General features: G+C 62.1%; 17 protein-coding genes and 1 pseudogene. 14 read left to right on the top strand and 4 right to left on the bottom strand.

The features are described 5' to 3' along the window. Positions 1-36 precede the first annotated feature (36 nt). The 3 genes and pseudogenes from FNZ07_RS01940 to FNZ07_RS01930 form a co-directional block, all read left to right on the top strand. Complete coding sequence (locus tag FNZ07_RS01940; RefSeq protein WP_091007698.1) at positions 37-408, top strand: EF-hand domain-containing protein; 372 nt, start codon at positions 37-39, stop codon at positions 406-408. Between the two features lie 293 nt (positions 409-701). Beyond that, a complete protein-coding gene (locus tag FNZ07_RS01935; protein ID WP_091007694.1) occupies positions 702-1,040 on the top strand; it encodes a hypothetical protein in 339 nt (112 codons plus the stop codon). 182 nt (positions 1,041-1,222) lie between these two features. Next, positions 1,223-3,682: pseudogene (locus FNZ07_RS01930) on the top strand (DUF3772 domain-containing protein); the annotation flags it as partial. A gap of 71 nt (positions 3,683-3,753) precedes the next feature. Here the strand turns inward: FNZ07_RS01930 and FNZ07_RS01925 are convergent. Continuing rightward, complete coding sequence (locus FNZ07_RS01925) at positions 3,754-4,560, bottom strand: hypothetical protein (RefSeq protein ID WP_091007689.1); 807 nt, start codon at positions 4,558-4,560, stop codon at positions 3,754-3,756. Between the two features lie 156 nt (positions 4,561-4,716). After that, positions 4,717-5,640 carry a LysO family transporter gene (locus FNZ07_RS01920; RefSeq protein WP_091007686.1) on the bottom strand — a complete coding sequence of 308 codons (924 nt, stop codon included), beginning with the start codon at positions 5,638-5,640 and terminating at the stop codon, positions 4,717-4,719. A gap of 114 nt (positions 5,641-5,754) precedes the next feature. On the opposite strand from FNZ07_RS01920, the gene FNZ07_RS34420 reads away from it, so the two are divergent. Together FNZ07_RS34420 and FNZ07_RS01910 are read left to right on the top strand one after the other, a co-directional pair. Continuing rightward, complete coding sequence (locus tag FNZ07_RS34420) at positions 5,755-6,087, top strand: Lrp/AsnC family transcriptional regulator (RefSeq protein ID WP_170275649.1); 333 nt, start codon at positions 5,755-5,757, stop codon at positions 6,085-6,087. A gap of 138 nt (positions 6,088-6,225) precedes the next feature. Further along, the gene (locus tag FNZ07_RS01910) at positions 6,226-6,627 is read left to right on the top strand and encodes a DUF3597 domain-containing protein (RefSeq protein WP_091007678.1); all 402 of its coding nucleotides are present in this window, start codon (positions 6,226-6,228) and stop codon (positions 6,625-6,627) included. 99 nt (positions 6,628-6,726) lie between these two features. Here the strand turns inward: FNZ07_RS01910 and FNZ07_RS01905 are convergent, their stop codons facing one another. Next, on the bottom strand, positions 6,727-7,641 hold the full coding sequence (locus FNZ07_RS01905) for a LysR family transcriptional regulator (protein ID WP_091007675.1): 915 nt from the start codon (positions 7,639-7,641) through the stop codon (positions 6,727-6,729). A 139-nt stretch (positions 7,642-7,780) separates the two neighbouring features. Here FNZ07_RS01905 and mdlC point away from each other — a divergent pair, with 139 nt between their 5' ends. The 9 genes from mdlC to FNZ07_RS01860 all read left to right on the top strand — a co-directional run bounded on the left by mdlC (position 7,781) and on the right by FNZ07_RS01860 (position 18,695). Next, entirely contained in the window at positions 7,781-9,418 is a 1,638-nt protein-coding gene (gene mdlC / locus FNZ07_RS01900; RefSeq protein ID WP_091007672.1) for a benzoylformate decarboxylase, read from the top strand. Positions 9,419-9,467: 49 nt separating this feature from the next. Then, on the top strand, positions 9,468-10,919 hold the full coding sequence (locus FNZ07_RS01895) for an aldehyde dehydrogenase (protein WP_091007670.1): 1,452 nt from the start codon (positions 9,468-9,470) through the stop codon (positions 10,917-10,919). A 124-nt stretch (positions 10,920-11,043) separates the two neighbouring features. Continuing rightward, positions 11,044-12,456, top strand: a complete 1,413-nt coding sequence (locus FNZ07_RS01890) for an MFS transporter (protein WP_091007667.1) — start codon at positions 11,044-11,046, stop codon at positions 12,454-12,456. A 581-nt stretch (positions 12,457-13,037) separates the two neighbouring features. Further along, positions 13,038-14,090, top strand: a complete 1,053-nt coding sequence (locus tag FNZ07_RS01885; protein ID WP_091007665.1) for a glycosyltransferase family 2 protein — start codon at positions 13,038-13,040, stop codon at positions 14,088-14,090. Between the two features lie 63 nt (positions 14,091-14,153). Beyond that, the gene (locus FNZ07_RS01880; RefSeq protein WP_211367855.1) at positions 14,154-15,197 is read left to right on the top strand and encodes a hypothetical protein; all 1,044 of its coding nucleotides are present in this window, start codon (positions 14,154-14,156) and stop codon (positions 15,195-15,197) included. Beyond that, entirely contained in the window at positions 15,194-15,967 is a 774-nt protein-coding gene (locus FNZ07_RS01875; protein WP_091007661.1) for a hypothetical protein, read from the top strand. Before FNZ07_RS01880 ends, FNZ07_RS01875 begins: the two co-directional genes overlap by 4 nt. Further along, positions 15,964-17,082, top strand: coding sequence for a glycosyltransferase family protein (locus FNZ07_RS01870; protein ID WP_091007658.1), 1,119 nt, complete (start codon positions 15,964-15,966; stop codon positions 17,080-17,082). Before FNZ07_RS01875 ends, FNZ07_RS01870 begins: the two co-directional genes overlap by 4 nt. Before the next feature lie 28 nt (positions 17,083-17,110). Then, positions 17,111-17,743, top strand: a complete 633-nt coding sequence (locus FNZ07_RS01865; protein WP_211367853.1) for a phosphatase PAP2 family protein — start codon at positions 17,111-17,113, stop codon at positions 17,741-17,743. Beyond that, on the top strand, positions 17,730-18,695 hold the full coding sequence (locus FNZ07_RS01860; protein ID WP_091007655.1) for a fatty acid desaturase family protein: 966 nt from the start codon (positions 17,730-17,732) through the stop codon (positions 18,693-18,695). Before FNZ07_RS01865 ends, FNZ07_RS01860 begins: the two co-directional genes overlap by 14 nt. A 13-nt stretch (positions 18,696-18,708) precedes the next feature. Here the strand turns inward: FNZ07_RS01860 and gabD are convergent, their stop codons facing one another. Beyond that, positions 18,709-20,169 carry an NADP-dependent succinate-semialdehyde dehydrogenase gene (gabD, locus tag FNZ07_RS01855; RefSeq protein ID WP_091007652.1) on the bottom strand — a complete coding sequence of 487 codons (1,461 nt, stop codon included), beginning with the start codon at positions 20,167-20,169 and terminating at the stop codon, positions 18,709-18,711. Positions 20,170-20,199 lie beyond the last annotated feature (30 nt).

Raw genomic sequence — 20,199 nt, 5'->3', positions numbered from 1 at the left:
AACGACTATGATCAAGGAAGGCATAAAGGAACTGCTATGAAAAAGGCACTTTATCTGACGGTATTTGCGCTTGCTGCAATCGCCGGCACGGCTCAGGCCAGCGATGTGACCCAACCGTCTACCCGCGTTGTCAGACACGGTGTGGACGGCCCGTTCTTTCCGGCCAACAGGCCAGTCACACCGGCACCGGCGGCATCGACGGGCGATACGCTGCAGGCTCAGGCAATGGCGCGTCTGAAAACGAATTTCGATGCGGCCGCTGCTACCGGCAACGGTTCGCTGACGCAGCAACAGGCGCAGAAGAGTCGCTTGGGTTATATCGCCAATAACTTCAACCAGATCGACGTCAACAAGACGGGCAAGGTTACTTTCGACGATGTGAAGCGTTATCTGCAGTCGCAGCCGTAATCGACCGACTCTCCGCTGGGGAGTCGATCAGCAAAAAGCGCAGCCCGATACATCGGGCTGCGCTTTTTTTACGACTTCTCTGTACGCCTACCTGATTTCGCCCACTCGCCGCATTGCCAATCTTCGTAGTACTAGATAGGCTCACACAGTTTTGTCATCGAAGGAGGAGACGGACGGCTGTCTCGATTTAGCATGTTTCTCAATACCGCGGTAACGTCTGCCGGCCGTGCTTGCATGTGCAGCGCAAGCCTGCTGAAACGGCGACGAAACCCGCAAGCAATCGTAGGTAAGGAATGGTTATCAAAAGTCTCAAAATCTTCACTGGCATTGGTGTGTTTATCGTTCTTGCGTGGGTCATCGCGACAATCCGTGTGCCGCGGGCGCCGACGACTCAGCCATGCACGCAGGAATGGTTTTCATACCTGGACAAGAACTACTTCGACATTTCAGATGGAGAAGGGCACGGCCCGGATGTGGGCAGCGGAGAATGGCTCGGTGCAGTAGAGGTAAAAAGCGGACTTCCTCGGCAGAGTCTCCTTCCAATGCAGCAGCGGTGCGAGTTGATCCAGAGCCGGCTCGAGAGTCGTACTTACATCGTCAATCGAGATCGTCGTTGGGCAACCTCGTTTTGAGGGCGCCTTGACTTCACACTTCGTGCCCATTTAAGGGAAAAAGCCTGGCCAGCGGGTAGCGGCCAGGCGGCTGAAACAGCCCAATTCGGGATAGGTGGGGCGGTTGTGGCAAGCTATGGCGAATGCCGGATATGTTTTTTGCTACTCCTCGCTTACGTCATGCATCGAAACCCATCCTGAATATGTCGCTAAAGTTCTTTTCACACATCGCTGTGGTCGCCGCGCTCACGCTGAGTGCGGCGGCATTGCCGGCTGCGGATGCCGCCGGCACAGGCAACACCGATGCTGCCGCTGTTGTCGCCGCCAGCGCGCCGGTTCTTGAGGCACCCACTACCGTCGCAATCACGCCCGAGGCCGCACAAGCTGAACTAAAACGGCTGCAGGGCGCACAGGACCGCATCAAGCAGCAGGCCGGCGGAGCGACGAGCTTCAAGCAACTGTCCGGATTCGACGATGCAGCCCAGCAACTGGTAGCCGATACCGACAAGCTGATCGCAGAATTGCAGCCCGTGCGTGCGCAACTGCAGACGCAGATCGATGTGCTCGGTCCGCCGCCCGCCGCGGGCGCCACAACCGAAGCGCCCGCCGTCGCGCAGCAGCGCTCCGGGCTCGACAAGCGCAAGGTGCAACTGGATGCCCAACTCAAGCAGGCCGCCGACACAAAGACCGCGCTCATCAATCTGATTGCGCAGATCGCGCGGCTACAGCACGGGTTGCTGAAGAATCAGCTGGCATTTCGTTCTGGCAGTATCCTGGGCGGACAGTTCTGGTCGCCGCTGTTCAAACCGAATCCCGACGACGTGCAGAGCCTCAGCGCCTTCGGCGCGGAGGTCGCACCGGTGCTCGAAGCTGCATGGCAGCCGGGGCAAAAAGCCGGCACGCTCCTTCTGCTGCTGCTCGCCGTGGTGGTATGGACGGTGGGCCGTCGTTTGATCGATCGCGGCATGGCGTATGTGTGCTTTCACCATTTGCCCGAAGGTCGCCTGCGGCGCAGCGCGCTGGCGCTGTCAGTGACGCTTGGCACCTTGCTGGCGACGGGCGTTGCCGTGCAGTTTGTGTACCTCGCGTTGACGCGCCACGCGGAACTCACACCGTCGCTGCAGGACTTTGCCGATGCGCTCGCGAAGCTCGCGTGGACCTGCGCACTGATCGCGGGTCTCGGTCGCGCGTTGCTGTGCACGCATCATCCATCGTGGCGTCTGCCAGCGATCGCCGATCCGGTGGCGCTGGCGATGAAGCCGTTCCCCACGGCTCTGGCAGGGTTGCTGCTGCTATCGGGTGCGCTCGAACAGTTGAACCGGACCGTCGATACGAGCCTGCAGGTGACGCTCTTCGGTCGTGGGCTCGTATCGCTCGTCGTGGTACTGACCATTGGCGCGTCGCTGATACGGGCCAACCGGGTGCGCTCGGCGCTCGCCGCCGCGGGCGAATCGCCCGAAGCACGTTCGACGTTTGCCGGTCTGATCCACGGAGCCGTCACGTTGACGGTGGTGGTATCGCTGTTCGCGCTGCTGATCGGCTACATTTCGATCGCGCGGTTTCTGACCTACGAGCTCGTATGGTTCGACCTCGTGCTGTGCAGCATGTACCTGCTGACGCAACTGACGAAAGATCTCTGCGAAAGCTTCTTCTCGCCACATCACGCGAGCGGCAAGGCGATCAAGCATCTCTTCGGTCTGCAGGACATGCATCTCGATCAGGTGTCGACGATCCTCGCAGGCGGCGGGTCGAGCCTGTTGATGCTGCTCGCCGTGTTCGCATTGTTTACCGGTGGCTTCGGCACGACACCAGGGGATCTGCTCGACAGCCTGCTTAATGCATTCGGTGCGGACCGGTTGCAGCGATTGAATATCGTTCCTGCGCATATTCTGAACGCGCTGATTGCGTTGATCGTTGGTGTTTATCTGCTGCGCACCGTGCGCCGCTGGCTCGATGCCGAGTTGCTGCCCAAGAGCGGCGTCGAACCGGGTATGCGCATCTCGCTCGTTACGCTGTTCAGCAACCTTGGCTACGTGGTCCTCGTGCTGCTGATCCTCGCGTTACTGGGCGTGCAGTGGAGCAACCTCGCGTGGATTGTCAGTGCGTTGTCGGTGGGGATCGGTTTTGGTTTGCAGGAGATCGTCAAGAATTTCGTGTCCGGTCTGATCCTGCTGACCGAGCGACCCGTGAAAGTCGGTGACATGATCAGCATCAGCGGTGTGGAGGGCGATATCCGGCGCATCAATGTGCGTGCCACGGAAATCCAGTTGAGCGATCGGTCTACGGTGATCGTGCCGAATTCGCAGCTGATCTCGCAGAACCTGCGCAACGTGACGATGGGCAACAGTACGCAAGGGGTGGCGACGTTGATGCTGACGTTTCCGCTTAACACCGACCCAGAGCAGATTCGCGACATTCTGCTGGGTGCGTACGAGGCGCATCCGGCGATTCTCGACAAGCCTGCGCCGTCGGTGACATTCAGCCAGCTCACGCCGGATGGGATCACGCTCAGCGTGACCGGCTACGTGATCAGCCCGCGCATTTCAGGTTCGACGAAGAGCGAGTTGTTGTTCGAGATTCTGAAGGCTCTGCGTGCTGCGGAAATTCCGCTGTCGAATCCGCAGACCTTGATGATTCACAACATGACTGCGCCGGGGGGGGATCGGCGGGTTGAGCGGTGCGTTAAGGACGTGCCTTGTGAAAGGGCGACCGCGCACTGCACGGTCGACTTCAATCAGGGCTTCGCATCCTCTTGCTTCACGTCGTCGCTGGCGGGAGCGAAACGGCCTTGTGCCGCGACGAGTTGATCGTCGGTGGTTGCCACGAGCCACAGACGCGCATGCTCCCCGATCCAGCGGTTGTGGTCCTTCAACGGACCCATCGCCGCGGCGGCTTTCCAGACCACGGGCGCGGTCTTGCTCTTCCTGCCCGACGGCGCACCTACGAGCAGGCAGTAAGGCCCGAGCGGAAGCGAGACAAACGGCAGGGCAGGACGGGCCTGCACGCGCCAGTCGATGAACGGCATTTCGCTGATCAGCAGCGGCGCGGGCAGGCCGTACAGCACACTGAAATCGTAGAGCGCCAGTTGCTCGCGCATCCCGACATAAACACGCCGGATATCCTCGACGACAGCCGCGCGGATCTCGTCATCGAACATGGCCTCTTCAGCATAGCGGGCTGATGCCTGCTGAGCTTCCAGTTGATACGCGCTGAAGAGGCCGAGTTCGATGCAGTCCTGCACGGCGCGCTGAACCTCGGCGACTGAACCGGCTTCCTCCGGTTTGCCGAGTTGCGCCGCCCGCAAAAAGCGGGCGAGGCCGGCTTCCTGGACGGCAGGTCCATCCGTGGAGCGATCCTCTTCGAGGATCTTGCCAATCGGCACGTAGACATATTGCTCGGCTGCGAAATGCGACTTCTTGCCTTCGTCGAACTTGATCTGGCCGTCGAGGCAGTCCAGATAACGCGTCCCAACCCGGCCATGTTCCCACACCCAGTTTTTCAGGAACGGGCGCAGGGGGTGCAGTCTTTCGTGATCGGTCATTGAAACCTCCAGGTTGCCCAGTATAGTTCGAGGTGATGCGATCTGCGCAATTGGGAGGGAAGGGTAATGAGTCGAATCGTAGTTGACCTGGCCGAAGGGCAAAACGAAGCGTTGGCGGTGCTTGCGAAGGGGACCGCGTTCAATGCCGTGACTCTGTCACTTCATCAGAAACAGAGTGATCAGAAACGGCGCAATCAAGGTCAGAATAAGACCGCTGACTAGCGCCGTGGGGATATCCGCAGCCCTGCAGGTCTGCTTGATGATGGGGAGCGTCGAATCCAGCGCTGTCGCACCGCTCGCTCCAATACATGATTCTGAAAATCGCGCGCCCGGGCTGTACAGGAGAACGATTGCAAGCAACTCGCGGAACAGGTCGGTGAGTAACGCTATCGTGCCGTACGTGTTCCCGAGATAACCGGCTACCAGCACGCCGGACAGCGTGAACCATCCGAAGCCGCTTGAGAGTCCGAGCGCTACTGCCAGTGATGGACCGCCCACTGCCGAAGCGATTGCACCACCGGTCAGCGAACCGAGTATCACAAGAACGGGGATCGAGAGCACTCGCAGGGAGAGCCATTTACTGTTGACAGAGAGACCTACGAGATCGACGCCTATCAGCCAGATCAATGCATACAGAAGTTGATCGGTCGACGGGAGAGGCATGTTCGACAGGTGCGCGGGTATTTCTACGAAGCTGAGCAAGACGCCCGTCGCGACCATGAGAAGCGCTATCGTGCACTCCTTAAGCGGTTTCAGAACAGCGTTGAATGTTCCGCCGCCAGGACTCGAAAACCGCGGGGTCGTCTCGTCGAGACGGTGTGCCAGCGCGATGAACAGCCAGGGAAAAATCGTCGTTAGCGTAGCAAGCAGGAGTGCAACTGCTACAGCGTGTGTCACCTCCGTTGCTCGTCCAAGCACATCGCCGAACTGATATCCGATCGAAAGCAGGAGGAGCCACACCAGTGGAGTGATCAACCGGATCAGGCTGTTCCGTATTCTCGAGTTGATAAAGCGTCCAGTGATATAGCCTGCTACCAGAGCGAGGAGTATTGGAAGAACCGCCATTGCGAGCGTTTGCATCAGATGTTCTGCCTTGTCTGGGAGAAATCGATGAGGATGATGCAGCGCTCGGCTACTGCATCTTTCATTACCTCATACGCGTCGCAATGCGTTGTGTGAGCTTCGCTGAATATCGTGAACATCCGTGGTTGTCATAGCTGTGTTGAACGGCTCAAGCTTAAAAAACTGGGACTCGGGGTCCTCGCTTTCGTCCGTCTGAGCGTCGCAGATCACTCCGAACCAGTGCTGACCAAAATCGAGACGCGCCTTGCCGCACATCAGAATGTTCTTAGTTGCCACAAAGTTTCTGGCGATACCGACTATCTCGTCCAGATCGTCGCTAAGGACCTCGACGAATATAGTCGATTCTTCACGAGCATATTCTCGGACCTACCGGGAATTGTGACCCTGCACTCAAATCTCTCTCTTCAGGAGGTGAAGGCGACCTCTCAATTGCCTATCTACTAGATGCTAGAAAAACCTGTAACGACTGTAAGTAAACTCCTCATCTCATTTCCTGACACACAGATCGCGTAGCATAGACAAGCTCGCACACCGCGAGCGATTGAGTGCTTCTGCGAATCACCAACCCATGGGAGATGAAAAATGAGCATCTTTGGCGAAATCGTGAGCAAGCTGTTCGGCAAGGCGAAGCCGGATCAACCCGCGCCGGCGGCCGAACCTACTCCGGACCCGGCCGCAGCGCAGGCCGCTGCCCCGGATGCCGCGCCGGCTCCCGCGCCGCTGGCCGACGTCGATGTCGCAGCCGTGATGGACCAGGCGGTTGTGGATAGCGGTCAAACGCTGAACTGGCGCACATCGATCGTCGATACGATGAAGGCGCTCGGTGTCGACAGCAGCCTCGAACACCGCAAGCAGCTTGCCCAGGAACTCAAGTACGACGGCGACACGAACGATTCAGCGAGCATGAACATCTGGTTGCACAAGCAGGTCATGCAGGCGCTGGCAGCAAACGGCGGCAAGTTGCCGGCGGATCTGGCGGGCTGAGTTCGTTTCGGACCGTGCCTCAGCAAGGGGCGCTGCGAAAGTCGTGTCATGCGAAGCATGCGCAACTTTCGCAGCGCCCCTTTTCATTCGTACTCGCCGCTAAGGCTGGTTGTATTCCGGCACGATCGTATTGAGTTGTTCCAGCAACTTCAAAGCCGGACTCGGCAGAATCCCTTGGCGTCTGCGAAACGCCGTCAACGTGCGCCGCCCGACCAGCCCCGGAACCGGCAGCGTATCGAACACGCCCGCGGCGCTTTCCGTGTCGTACATCGGCGCGGCCATCCAGCTCAGAAAACCGGCTCGCGTGACGAGACTCTTCAGCACCGTGATCGAACGCGTTTCGACCGCGATAGCGGGCATGCCCAGTCCATGTTCGGCGAATACCTGCTGCATATGCTCGAACGGACCTGTGCCGCGCGGCGGCGCACACCATTGCTGATCGAGCGTATCGGCGAGACATAAATCCGCTTTGCGGCGCAACGGATGATCGAGCGCGGCAACCACATGGCTCGTGTCTTCCCAGCGGCAACTGGAGATCGCGACGATCTCGCTGGTGTCGGGCACAGCCATGCTGAGCACGAGATCGATCTCGTGCTTCATCAGGCTATCGGCCAACCGGTCCCAAACACCTTCGACGATCTCCACACGCAGATTCGGCCAGCGCGCAAGTACGCTGCTCACCGCGAGCGGCAGCACGAGTGTGGCGATGCTCGCCACGGCGCCGACGCGGATCGTCCCCTTCGCGAGGCCGCGCATCGCGTCGATTTCCTCGTGAGCGCTTTCGGCTTCGCGCAGCAGCAACGTTGCGTGCGGCAGCAGCGCTTCGCCGATCGCGGTCAAGCGCATGCCTTTCGAATGACGTTCGAATAACGCGGCGCCGAGCTCCGTCTCGAGTTTCTTGATCGTACGACTGAGGGCGGGTTGGGTGATGTGGAGCGCGTCCGCGGCGCGGCCGAGACTGCCGCTCGAAATGATCGTCGTGAACGCCTGAAGTTGCGGAAAACTGAAGTTCATCGCTGGTCTACATCGAACTAGGGGAAAGTCATGCCAAAAAGTAATGCCTTTTCGTCAAAAAGGCAATTTCCAGTCAGGCATCGGGGCCTGGATAATGGCGCGATCAAAACCACAACACACATCCACAGGAGCCCATTGCATGACCCGCAGCGCGCCTCATCCCGATCTCCCGAACACCCGTCGCGACGCACCCTTCACGGTGCGCGACGCCGTGATCGACCTGCTGCGCAGAGTCGGCATGACATCGATCTTCGCCAACCCCGGCTCGACCGAGCTACCGCTGTTTCGCGATTTCCCCGCCGATTTCCGCTACGTGCTGGGCCTTCAGGAAGCGGTCGTGGTCGGCATGGCCGATGGCTTTGCCCAAGCCAGTGCGAACGCGTCGTTCGTCAATCTGCATTCGGCGGCGGGCGTCGGCAATGCCATGGGCAACATCTTCACCGCCTTTCGCAACCGCACGCCGATGGTGATCACCGCCGGCCAGCAGGCGCGTTCGATCCTGCCGTTCGATCCGTTTCTCGCGTCGACGCAGGCCACCGAACTGCCGAAGCCCTATGTGAAATGGAGCATCGAACCGGCGCGCGCGGAAGACGTGCCGCTCGCGATCGCGCGTGCGTACCATGTTGCGATGCAGGAGCCGCGCGGGCCGGTGCTCGTATCGATTCCCGTCGACGACTGGGATCGTCCCGCCGAGCCCGTGCCGTCGCGCATCGTCAGTACCGCAACGCGCCCCGATCCTGAACTGCTCGAGCGGATCGGCGCGGCACTCGATGCGTGCGAGCGTCCCGCGTTCGTGATCGGCGGTGCGATCGATCGCGCCGGCGCGTGGGATGACGTCGTGCGCCTCGCGGAGCGTCATCGGGCGCGCGTCTACGTCGCGCCGATGTCGGGGCGCTGCGCTTTCCCGGAGGATCACCGGTTGTTCGCCGGTTTCCTGCCGGCCATGCGCGAACAGATCGTCGAATTGCTCGGCGGTCACGATCTGATCTTCGTGATCGGCGCGCCGGCTTTCGTCTATCACGTCGAAGGTTACGGCCCGCACGTGCCGGACGGTGCTTCGCTCTATCAACTGATCGACGATCCTGGCGTCGCTGCGTGGACACCGGTCGGCACGGCTGTGGTCGGCAATATCCGGCTCGGCGTGGTCGATCTGCTGGCGCGTCCCGCACCGAAGCTGCGCGCGTTGCCTGCGCCGCGCGAGCGACCGCCGCGCGCGCTGCCGCCGGTGTCATCGGCGCCGTCGGAGCGGATGTCGGTGGCGTTCGCCTTGCAGACGCTTGCCGAACTGCGCGATGCCGCCGACATCGTCGTCGAAGAAGCGCCCAGCTCGCGCGCGGCGATGCAAAGCTATCTACCGATCACGCGCAGCGGCACGTTCTTCACGATGGACAGCGGCGGCCTCGGCTACGGCATGCCGGCCGCCGTCGGCATCGCACTGGCGAAACGCGGCACCCGCGTCATCGCGCTGATCGGCGACGGTTCCAGCATGTATTCGATCCAGGCGTTGTACAGTGCCGTACAGCTGAAGCTACCGATCACGTTCGTGATTCTGAACAACGCGCGCTATGCTGCGCTTCAGGAATTCGCGCCGGTGTTTGGCTTCGCAGCAACCGATCCGGTGCAGGGCACCGCACTTCCGGGCATCGATTTCGTCGCGCTTGCCGCGGGCATGGGTTGTCCTGGCGTGCGAGCGAACGATGCCGGGACGTTGCGCGACATGTTGCGCGATGCACTGGAAGCACGTGCTCCGCGACTCGTCGAGGTGATAGTCGCGTAACGCGATTGAGCAAGCAAAGATTTCGCAGAAAAAAGACAGGAGACAAACGATGCAAAACATCTCGATGTTGATCAACGGCGAACGCGTGCAGGCGCGCAACGGCGCGACCTTCGAGCGCCGTAATCCACTCGATGGCGAAGTCGCCACGCGTGCGCCGGCAGCCACCGTCGACGACGCGCTCGCCGCAGTCGATGCTGCCGCAGCCGCGTTCCCTGCATGGTCCGCCAGCGGCCCCAGCGAGCGCCGCGCGCTGCTGATGAAAGCCGCGCACGCGATCGAAGCACGCAGCGACGCCTTCGCCGCCGCGATGGCGGCAGAAACCGGTGCGTCCGGCATCTGGGCCGGATTCAACGTACACCTTGCCGCGGGCGGCCTGATCGAAGCCGCCGCACTGACGACGCAGATCGCAGGCGAGCTGATTCCCTCTGATGTACCCGGCAGTCTCGCGATGGGCGTGCGTCAGCCCGCTGGCGTTGTACTCGGTATGGCGCCGTGGAATGCGCCGGTAATCCTCGCGGTGCGCGCGATCGCGTTACCGCTCGCATGCGGCAATACGGTCGTGTTGAAGGGCTCGGAAGTGTGTCCTGCCACGCACGGATTGATCGTAGAGGCGTTGCAGGAAGCGGGCTTGCCGCCCGGCGTGGTGAACTTCGTGACGAACGCACCCGCCGATGCGGCTGCGGTAGTCGAAGCGATGATCGCGCATCCGAAAGTGCGGCGCGTCAACTTCACAGGCTCGACTCACGTCGGCAGGATCATCGCGCAGAGTTGCGCGCGTCATCTGAAACCGGCTGTACTCGAACTGGGCGGCAAGGCGCCGCTCGTCGTGCTCGACGATGCGGACCTCGACGCCGCCGTCGCAGCGGCTGCGTTCGGCGCGTTCGCCAATTCAGGCCAGATCTGTATGTCGACCGAACGGATCATCGTCGACCGGCGTATCGCCGATGCGTTCGTCGACCGGCTCGCAGCGAAAGCGCGCAGCCTGCCGCTCGGCGATCCACGTCAGGGGCCGGTCGTGCTGGGCTCGGTGGTCGATATGCGGACAGTCGAACGTTGCAACGCATTGATCGACGATGCGCTCGCGAAAGGCGCAACGCTCGTGTGCGGCGGCAAGGCAGACAGCACGTTGATGCCGGCCACGTTGCTCGATCACGTCACGCGCGAGATGAAGATCTACACCGAGGAATCGTTTGGTCCGGTGAAGGGCATCGTGCGCGTCGACGGCGAAGAAGCGGCGCTTGCATGCGCGAACGACAACGAATACGGTTTGTCGGCGGCGGTATTCAGCCGCGATATTGCTCGTGCGATGAATGTTGCGCGGCGTATCGAATCGGGTATCTGCCATGTGAACGGCCCGACCGTGCACGACGAAGCGCAGATGCCGTTCGGCGGCGTGAAGAGCAGTGGGTTCGGGCGCTTCGGCGGTCGGGCCGGGATTGCCGAATTCACCGATCTGCGCTGGATCACGGTGCAGACTACGCCGCGGCACTATCCGTTCTGAGCGCACAGCGGTAATTCGCAAAGCAGGTCGGCGGCACCCTTACTGGATGGATGATAAAAAGCGCGGACGCAGGCAACAGGTACGCTTGCGTCGATCGATACGCGCCACACATGGAGACACGAAAATGAACAGCTACGTTCCGCCGACGGAATTTGCCGGCTCGCCGGTCAGCGTACCCGGTGCCGTCGGCGCGGCCGGTGTTTCCGATACCGACCCGCGCGCAGTCGACATCGGCCGCACGCTCGACGACGGCCCTTACACGGCGCTACAGAAATGGGTAGTGCTGCTGGCGGCGCTGTCGATTGTCGTCGACGGATTCGACGGTCAGCTGATCGGCTTTGCGATTCCCGTGTTGCTCAAGGAATGGAATCTTGCGCGCAGCGCGTTCGCGCCGGTGGTCGCGGCGGGGCTGTTCGGGATGGGTATCGGCAGTGCGTGCGCGGGGATTTTTGCGGACCGCTTCGGTCGGCGCTGGGCGGTGATCGGTAGCGTGCTGCTGTTCGGCGTGGCGACCTGTTGCATCGGCCTTGCACCCGACATCGTGACGATCGCCGTGTTGCGTTTCATTGCGGGACTCGGCATTGGCGGCGCGCTGCCCAGCTCGACGACGATGACCGCCGAATTCACGCCGGCGCGCCGCAGAACGCTCGCGGTGACGGCAACGATTGTCTGCGTGCCGCTCGGCGGGATGCTCGCGGGGTTGTTCGCGCATGGCGTGTTGCCAGCGTACGGCTGGCGCGGTCTGTTTCTGATCGGCGGGGTGCTGCCTGTCGTGCTTAGCGTGCTGCTGCTGTTCGCATTGCCCGAGTCGCCGCGCTTTCTCGCCCGCCGTCCGGCGCGCTGGGGCGAACTGGGGCGCTTGCTCAACCGCATGTCGCGCGAGGTTCCCGCCGATGCTGTATTCACCGACGTCCGCGAGCAGGCCGCCGAGCAACATCGCGGCGTGAGCGCGCTTTTCATGCAAGGGCGTGCGCGGGACACGATTGCCATCTGGATCGCGTTCTTCATGTGTCTGGTCGCGGTGTACAGCGCATTCAGCTGGTTACCGACGATGCTGAGCGCGCAGGGCCTGTCGCTCTCGGTGGCCGGCTCGGGGCTGACTGCGTACAACCTCGGCGGCGTAGTTGGCGCGCTGGCGTGTGCCGTGGCGATCGCGTGCTACGGGTCGCGCTGGCCGTTACTCATTTGCGCGCTCGGCGCTGCATTGAGCGCGGCACTGATGCTCGGCCTCGATGCGAAGAGCAACACCGCGTTGCTGATCTTCGGTCTCGGCGTGCACGGTCTGTTCGTCAACGCCGTGCAATCGACGATGTACGCGCTGTGTGCCTACGTGTATCCGACCGGCATGCGGGCAACCGGTACCGCTTCGGCGCTCGCGTTTGGTCGATTGGGTGCGATTACGAGTGCGTTTGCGGGCGCCGCGGTGATCACCACGGGCGGCGCGTTCTCGTATCTCGCGATGCTCGGTGCGGCGATGGCGGTGGCGATGATCGCGCTTGCGGTTGTGCGGCGGCATATTCCCGCGCGAGTTCACTGACGTGGAGTTGTGAATCGAAACGCCAGGCGGTGTGCGGGGGCAGGGCGTTTCGGTTCAACAGCACTTCAGGTTTCGACGATATTTACGACACGCCGCAAAACCAGAAGAACGGTGAGAAGAGAAAAATAGAAGAATCTATATTCGAGTATCCGGACACGGCCGCCTCGTATTTATTTTTTGCAATACCGCGTGACAGACAACCCGATTTTGCTAGAATCGCCCGAACAGAAACAGAAAGAACTGGATTAACCTTGCAATAACCTTTTGCAAGGAAGGTAATCCGGACGAAATTCGGGAGCCCGCCATGGTTTATTCCGGTTGTAGTGCGGCTTTTGCAAGCCACCCTCCCCAATGTGATTATCGGGGCGGCGCTTCGGCAGACACGGTGGGGACTTTCATATCCGTCCACGCGTTATTTCCACCTGTTCAACGCCCATTCGAGCGACCGGACAATCCACCGGGACGAGGCTGATTTCGCGTCCGGTTTCATGCATCGGATAACGGACGACTTTTCAAACCCTACGCGTACCAAGAGCATTCCCGAAACAGGCAAAACCGCTGTCATCGCTGAGGATGTCACCATGCATCAGTCCGAAGGAGCAGTAAATCGCGCGGCTACCATCGCAGCCAGCACGGCATTCGTACTGGAAACCAATAATCTGCGCGGCGGCGGCGATATACGTAAGGCCATTGCGAGTCTTAAACGGTTGATCGTGCGGCTCGCGCAACAAACCGTGCCGCCGTCGTCCTTTGCCCAGTGGATCATCACGCACGATGGCTTGCCGCCGCAGGAGCGCGACGAGATTGCCAGACTGGCGGGGCGCCCGGTGGAGTTTGTCGAGATCGGCCCAGGCACCGGTTACTACGACGCAAAAAATCTCGGCTTCGAGAGAGTCGATCCGGCGCGCTGCACCTACGTGGCATTCGGCGACGCCGATTGCGTGCCGGACGGCGACTGGCTCGCCCAGTTGCTCGTGCCCTTCGACCAGCCGGCCGCAGTTGCACCGATCGCCGTCGCGGGACGCACCAGCTACGCCGCAAGCATCGCAGGCACCGCGTTGACGACGATCGATTTCATGTACTTCCCGAGTCCGCTGCGCGACGGAGCCACGCGCAACTTCTACGCGAACAATGTTGCGTTTCGTCGCGAGGTGTTCGAGCGCTACCGCTATGAACCGCTCGACGGTGTCTATCGCGCGCACTGTCAGGTCATGGGACTGCGTCTGCAGGCTGCCGGGCTGGCCGTGCACTACGCGCCGCTCGCGCATACCGAGCACCGGCTGCCCGATACGCGCCGCGAAATAGTCAAGCTGCGCTGGATGCGCGGCGAAGACAGCGTCGGCCTCACACCGTACCTCGTGCGGGCGTACATGCCCGACTGGCTGCAATGGCTTGGACGCAGCGGCCCGCTGGGCCCGTTGTGCGTGATGGCGGGACGACTCCTGTTCAGCTTGCGCGCACTCAACCATCAGGATCTGACGCCGGTGCACGGCTTGCGCCGGATAGCGGCAACGGGGTTTGTCGTCGGGGTATCGCTGCTCGACACGCTGGGCGCGGTGGTACGCGGTATCGGTTTCGGTGCCCGCCACGCAGTGGGGCGCGACGCCGATGCGTTGTCTTATCACCGTCACTGATCACGTGCCGCGCGCTATCGTCGCGCTCGCTGCGCATCCGTCATCTGCCTATCCGGGGTTGCCATGAAAAGAATCTACGCTGTCTCCTTGCCGGTTCGCCACACCGTCGTTGCTGCGTTCATGCTGCTGAGTGCGGGTGCTCATGCCGCCACGACTGACTTTACGGGCCGCGGCGTGTTCCACTTCGAATCGAAGAGCGGCTGTCCACTGTCGAGTACCGATCAGAGCGCCACAGACTGCAATCGCGTCGCGCTCGACCTGGCCGACGTTCACGCCGCGGTCGACACCGCAGCGAACACGATCGTGTTTTCCAGCGGAGCGACGGATCACGACGGCGCTGTTGTCGGCGACGTGTTGTTGCAAGGTAGCGGTGTCGCCACCGACGGCCGACGCGTTCCATTGAGCCTGCATCTGCTGCTGCGCCAGTCCGGCAGCAAGTGGAGCCCCGACATTTACGTGCATGCGCCCGTGCGCGGCAAGTTCACCGACGTCAAGATGGACCCGTATCGGGTCAGCGTGCGTGAGGGCACGACGGAGCGCGTGGTGCTGACGCCGCAGCAGGCGATTGATGTCCTCACTCATCCGTCGCTGGCTTCGCGGGTGGCGCGAGAATTCGTCGCCGTGCGCCCGAGCGATGCGAAGAACCCCACCGCCGACGACATCACGATCGCGCTCGGCTTGGGGCGTCTGTCGAAATCGGTGGCGCGGGCCAGTTTTTCGGCGAGCGGCGCCGATGCCGACCTGAACCAGACGCTCGCGAGCGGCACATGGACGATTGAAATCGAAGCACTGAGTGGCCAGATTCCGTTGTGGGTCACCCAGCGCGAGCTGTTTCTCTTCGGGCTCGACGACAGCGCGCTGCTGCAGGATCTGCGCACGCACGGCTTCCACTCGCATGACAAGCTCGTGCTGGGGGCGCGCGACGGCAAAGGGTATCTGAGTTTCAACGGGCATGAAGAAGCCTTCGCAGGCGCGGCCGCTTCGGGACGCTCGTTCATGCAGGACAGTTTCATCGGGTTGATCCTCGCTTCGCACCGCGACGCTGATGTGCAACGTACATCGAATGCGCCGCGGACGAAGGATGCGACCGGCAAGCAACCCGCATGAGCACCATCGATCACGCGCGCGTCGTGCACGAGGCGACCGCTGTCTACGACTGCCTCGCCGCACCCGTGCCACATGGCATCGCGGCGTTGCAGGCATGGCTCGTCGATCGCATCAAGCGCGCGGCGATCCGGCGCCTGCATGACAGTCGGCGCGGCGAACAGCTTCTGCTGCGCATGTATCTCGCCGGCGAAGAGGCCACCGAACAGGCGTTGCATGAGGAACTGATGCCGCAACCGCCCGCGTGGCTGGCGCGCCAGGTCGAACAGCATCTCGCCGACGAACGACGTCACGCGCAAGCCTTCGCGGAAGCACTGCGTGCAACTGGCGCAAGCAGCACGGTGCGTCTCGCGCCCGACTGGGTCAGTCGTCGCAAGATCGTGCGCTGGCAGCGTCTTGCGCGTCGCCATGCGCCGCATTTCTCCAGCGGTCTGCTAGTACCGGCGTATGCGACGGGCCTGTGCGCCGAACAGATGGCAGAGCGCGTATTGCGTCGTCATTGCGAGGTGATCGGGACGGCGCACGCCATGTACCCGTTGCTGTCGGGCGTACTGGAGGACGAACGCCGGCATGTGCGTCTTTGTGCACGCACGCTGCAACACGTGGTGGCGTCGCACGAGCAGGAGCGGCTGGCGCGACTGCTGGCCGAAATACGCGCGATCGAAGCGGGCTTCGGCGTAACGGGCGCGCTGGCGATGTATGCGGCTGGCTGGCTGCACAGTCTGTCGGGCGGACGGCAGGTCGGTTCGCGCTCACCTGTCGTCCATCGATGACGCCACGCATCGTCTACCTGGCCACGGCCGATGCGCGCGGCCATCTGATGCGCGCGCAGTTGCTCGTGCACGCTTTGCGCCAGGACGGCGCGCAGGTCGAAGTACTGACAACATCCGATGCAGGGCAGCGCTTTCTCGCGGGCTTCGGTATCGAAGCAGAGATTCTGTCGAGCCACTACGCCGTGCAGTTCGACAGCCGGCAGAACATGCTGCGCGGCGCGACCAATCGCAACGTTGCGCACTACATCTTTCGACCCGGCAGGATGCTGCGCGATATCGCTCGTCTGTGCCGGGTTGCCCGGCATGCCGACCTGATCGTCAACGATTCGTTTCATCCAGCATTGTTGTTCATGGGCACGCTGCCTGGCTGGCGACACAAGGTGCTGCACGTATACGGAGGAAGTCTCAAGGCCGCGCTGCTCGGCAACTTCGACGGTGTGCGGCCGCGCAGCGTGGGGCGCGCCTTTGGGTGGATAGTCGGCAGGCAGATCGAGGCGGCGCGGTCGTGCATCGAGCACGACTTTGCCTACGAGCTTGCGGCAACGGAGCGTTCGTCGCGCTACCGGTTGCCTACGCCGGTGCCGCTTGTCGGTCCGCAGCCGCACGCGGAACAGGACGGTGCGGCGGTGTATCTGAATCCGCACTTCAGTGATCCGGGTCTCGCGGGCGCGTTGTGTGCGGGCATTGCCGATGCCGGGTTGACCTCGCATCGGGTCGGCGAAGGGTATGCGGGGCAGGACGGCTGGCTTGCCGTCGATCCCGACTGGGCGAGCCGTGCCGCACACGCGCAGTTGATCGTGTCGGCGCCGGGGATGGCGGCGCTATCGATTGCACTGATCTACCGCCGTCCGATCATGCTGGTCTTGACCGATCAGCCCGAGCAGGCGACCAATGCCGCGCGGGCCGCGCAGCTGGGGCTCGTGCATCGGGTGGTCACATGGCACGGCGATGCCGACGATTTTCGCGAGCAGGTCGCGCACGCGGCAACCGAGTTGACAGCGAGCGGCAAGAGCGCGGAACAGACCGTGCCGGCGGGCCGGGAGCGCGCCCAGGCACGCGTCGATGCATGGATCGCACGGTTGCTCGCGCTGTGTGGCGAGCACGCGCGACGATAGCAACGCACCAGTCATTCGAGGTCTCACGATGATGAATCTTCGCCGGTTCACAGGACGTCCGGACTACCGGCAGGCGCTGGTTGCGCTGCTCGGCATGCTGGTGGGTCTGAGCATTTTCTTTGCGCTCGAGCGAGCAATCGTGCCGCGCTACAGCTTCGTCACGCCTGTGGATAGCTACATCCCGTTCATCCCGGTGTCGTGGTACGTCTACGTGTTGTTCTTTCCGTTCGTGGTCGCACTGTCGGCCTATGCGCCGGCCAGCGACTTCAACGCGTTCAAGACCGCGACTTTGCTCGCGTTTGCCATCGGTATCGTTTCTTTTCTCATGTTCCCGGAGTTCATTCCGCGGCCCGATACCGCGCTGATCGAGAATGCTTTTCTGCGCCAGCGGCTATCGCGCATGTGGGGCCTGGATCTGCCGTCCAACGGTTTTCCGAGCCTGCACGTGGCCGTGACCTGCCTTGCGTGTTTGATGCTGCGATCGAGCCGGCACTGGTGGTTCGTTGCACTTGCGGGCGCGCTGATCTGTCTGTCGACGCTTACGGTCAAGCAGCACACGGTGGCCGACGTTGCGGGTGGCGTGCTGCTGTCCGCGGTATGCAGCTTCCTCGCGCATAAACATAAACGGCAGAACGTAGGAGCTTCGCGTGAGATCGCCTAGTTCGCGTGCTGGAAGCAATGAGGCGCTGAACCGCTTCGTTCCGGATAATCAACTCTTTCTGTTGAAGCCGTGGCATGCATTGGGTGCGCTGGCCGCCGACTGGGGCTTGATCGTCGTATCGTTGCTGGTGGCGGCGCATTGGCCACATCCGTGGGTACATGTGGCAGCAGCTGTCGTTGTTGCTCGCAGCCAGCTTGCGCTCGCGGTGATGATGCATGAGAGCGCGCATGGGGTGTTGCTGTCTCGCCAGTGGCTGAACGATTTCGTCGGGCAGATGTTTGCCGCGGGACCACTGTTCCTGTCGCTGCAAACCTATCGGGCAGGGCATCTGAAACACCACCTCGCGCCGATGGCGCATGACGATCCGGTCGCGGTGGTCTTCGGTATCGACGACTATCCTGTCTCGCGTGGCAGGTTGGCGGCCAGGCTCATCGCCGATCTATGCGGCGTGTCCTACTTCGTCAGCGCTACCAGAATGCTGCGCGGTGTCTATCGGGATGTGCTGCCAAAGGTGGCGAAGTCACGCAACGATCAGTTTGTCGAAGTGGCATCGATGCTCGTCAGCAACGGCCTGTTAGCCGGCGTGCTGGCGTGGTGCGGACATCCGTTGCTATACGTGGGCTTGTGGTTGCTGCCCGCAGTGACGCTGTTGCCGCTGATGGGAAGAATCCGCGCGATCCTCGAGCATGCCGGCCTGCCCGCCAGCGACGATCAAAGCCAGAATGCGCGCACCATCACGCACGGCTCATGGCAGACGTTCCTGTTTGGTCCGCATGCGATCCACTATCACATCGAACATCATCTCTACGTGCGCATGCCGTTCTATCACCTGAGTACCGTACACCGGCAACTCGCTGCGCAGCAGCTGTTGCCGGCGAGGAATCTCTACAGCGGCTACGGCGCCGTTCTGCGCGACGTGAGCGATCCGGCGTTGCAACCTCGCGTGCCGTGACCGCCCACTGCGTTTAAATCCCACCCATACACAGATACTTGATCACGACATAGTCGTCGATCCCGTAGTGCGAGCCTTCGCGACCGAGCCCCGACTGCTTGACGCCACCAAACGGTGCGACTTCATTCGAGATCAACCCGGTGTTGATACCGACCATGCCGTATTCGAGCGCTTCGGCAACACGCCACACACGGCCGATGTCGCGACTATAGAAGTACGCAGCAAGACCGAACTCGGTATCGTTGGCGAGCTGAATGACTTCTTCTTCGGACGAGAAGCGAAACAGCGGCGCGAGCGGGCCAAACGTTTCGTCGCGCGCGACCTTCATCGCGGGCGTGACGTCGGCAAGCACGGTTGGCTCGAAGAAGCCGTGACCGAGCGCATGACGCTTGCCGCCGGTGACGATGCGCGCGCCTTTCGCCAACGCATCTTCGATGTGCGATTCGACCTTTAGTACGGCCGCTTCGTTGATCAACGGACCTTGCGTGACACCTGCATCGGTCCCGTCACCGACCTTCAACTGGCCCACCGCATCGCGCAGCTTCGCGGCAAACGCGTCATAGACCTTGTCGTGCACGTAAAAACGATTCGTACACACACAGGTCTGGCCGCTGTTGCGGTACTTCGACGCGATCGCGCCGGCCACCGCGGCATCCAGATCGGCATCGTCGAACACGATGAACGGCGCGTTGCCGCCGAGTTCGAGCGACACCTTCTTGACGGTCGGCGCGCACTGTTCCATCAGCAGACGGCCCACCGGCGTCGAACCGGTGAACGACAGCTTGCGCACGATCGGGTTGCTGGTCATCTCGGCGCCGATCGCACGCGGATCGCCGGTGATCACGCTGAACACGCCGGCCGGCACGCCCGCACGTTCGGCGAGCACTGCAAGCGCGAGCGCGGAGAACGGTGTGGCCTCGGCGGGCTTGACGACGATCGGACAACCGGCGGCCAGCGCGGGGCCGACCTTGCGCGTGATCATCGCAGCGGGGAAATTCCACGGCGTGATCGCAGCGCATACGCCGATCGGTTCTTTCGTGACAACGATGCGGCGGTCGCTGGCCGGCGACGGAATCGTGTCGCCGTTCACGCGTTTTCCTTCCTCGCCGAACCATTCGAAAAACGAAGCCGCGTACTGGATCTCGCCTTTCGCTTCGGCAAGCGGCTTGCCCTGCTCGATAGTCAGAATGAGCGCGAGGTCGTCGGCGTGCTGGAGCATCAGGTCGCTCCACGTGCGCAGGATCTTGCCGCGTTCCTTCGCCGTTTTGGCACGCCACGCGGGCCATGCCGCGTTTGCCGCTTCGATGGCGCGGCGGGTTTCCTGCTGGCCCATCTTCGGTACGGAACCGATCGTTTCGCCGGTGGCGGGGTTGTTCACGTCGAACGTCTTTTCGTTGTCCGACGATAGCCATTGGCCTGCTACATAGGCCTTGTTCCGCAGCAGCGCGGGGTCGTTCAGTTTGATTGAATGCATGGTCGTCTCGCAGCGGGGGCAAGAGAAAAG

Source organism: Paraburkholderia megapolitana, from assembly GCF_007556815.1.
Classification (GTDB): Bacteria; Pseudomonadota; Gammaproteobacteria; order Burkholderiales; family Burkholderiaceae; genus Paraburkholderia; species Paraburkholderia megapolitana.
This window is presented reverse-complemented; position numbering and strand designations above follow the sequence as displayed.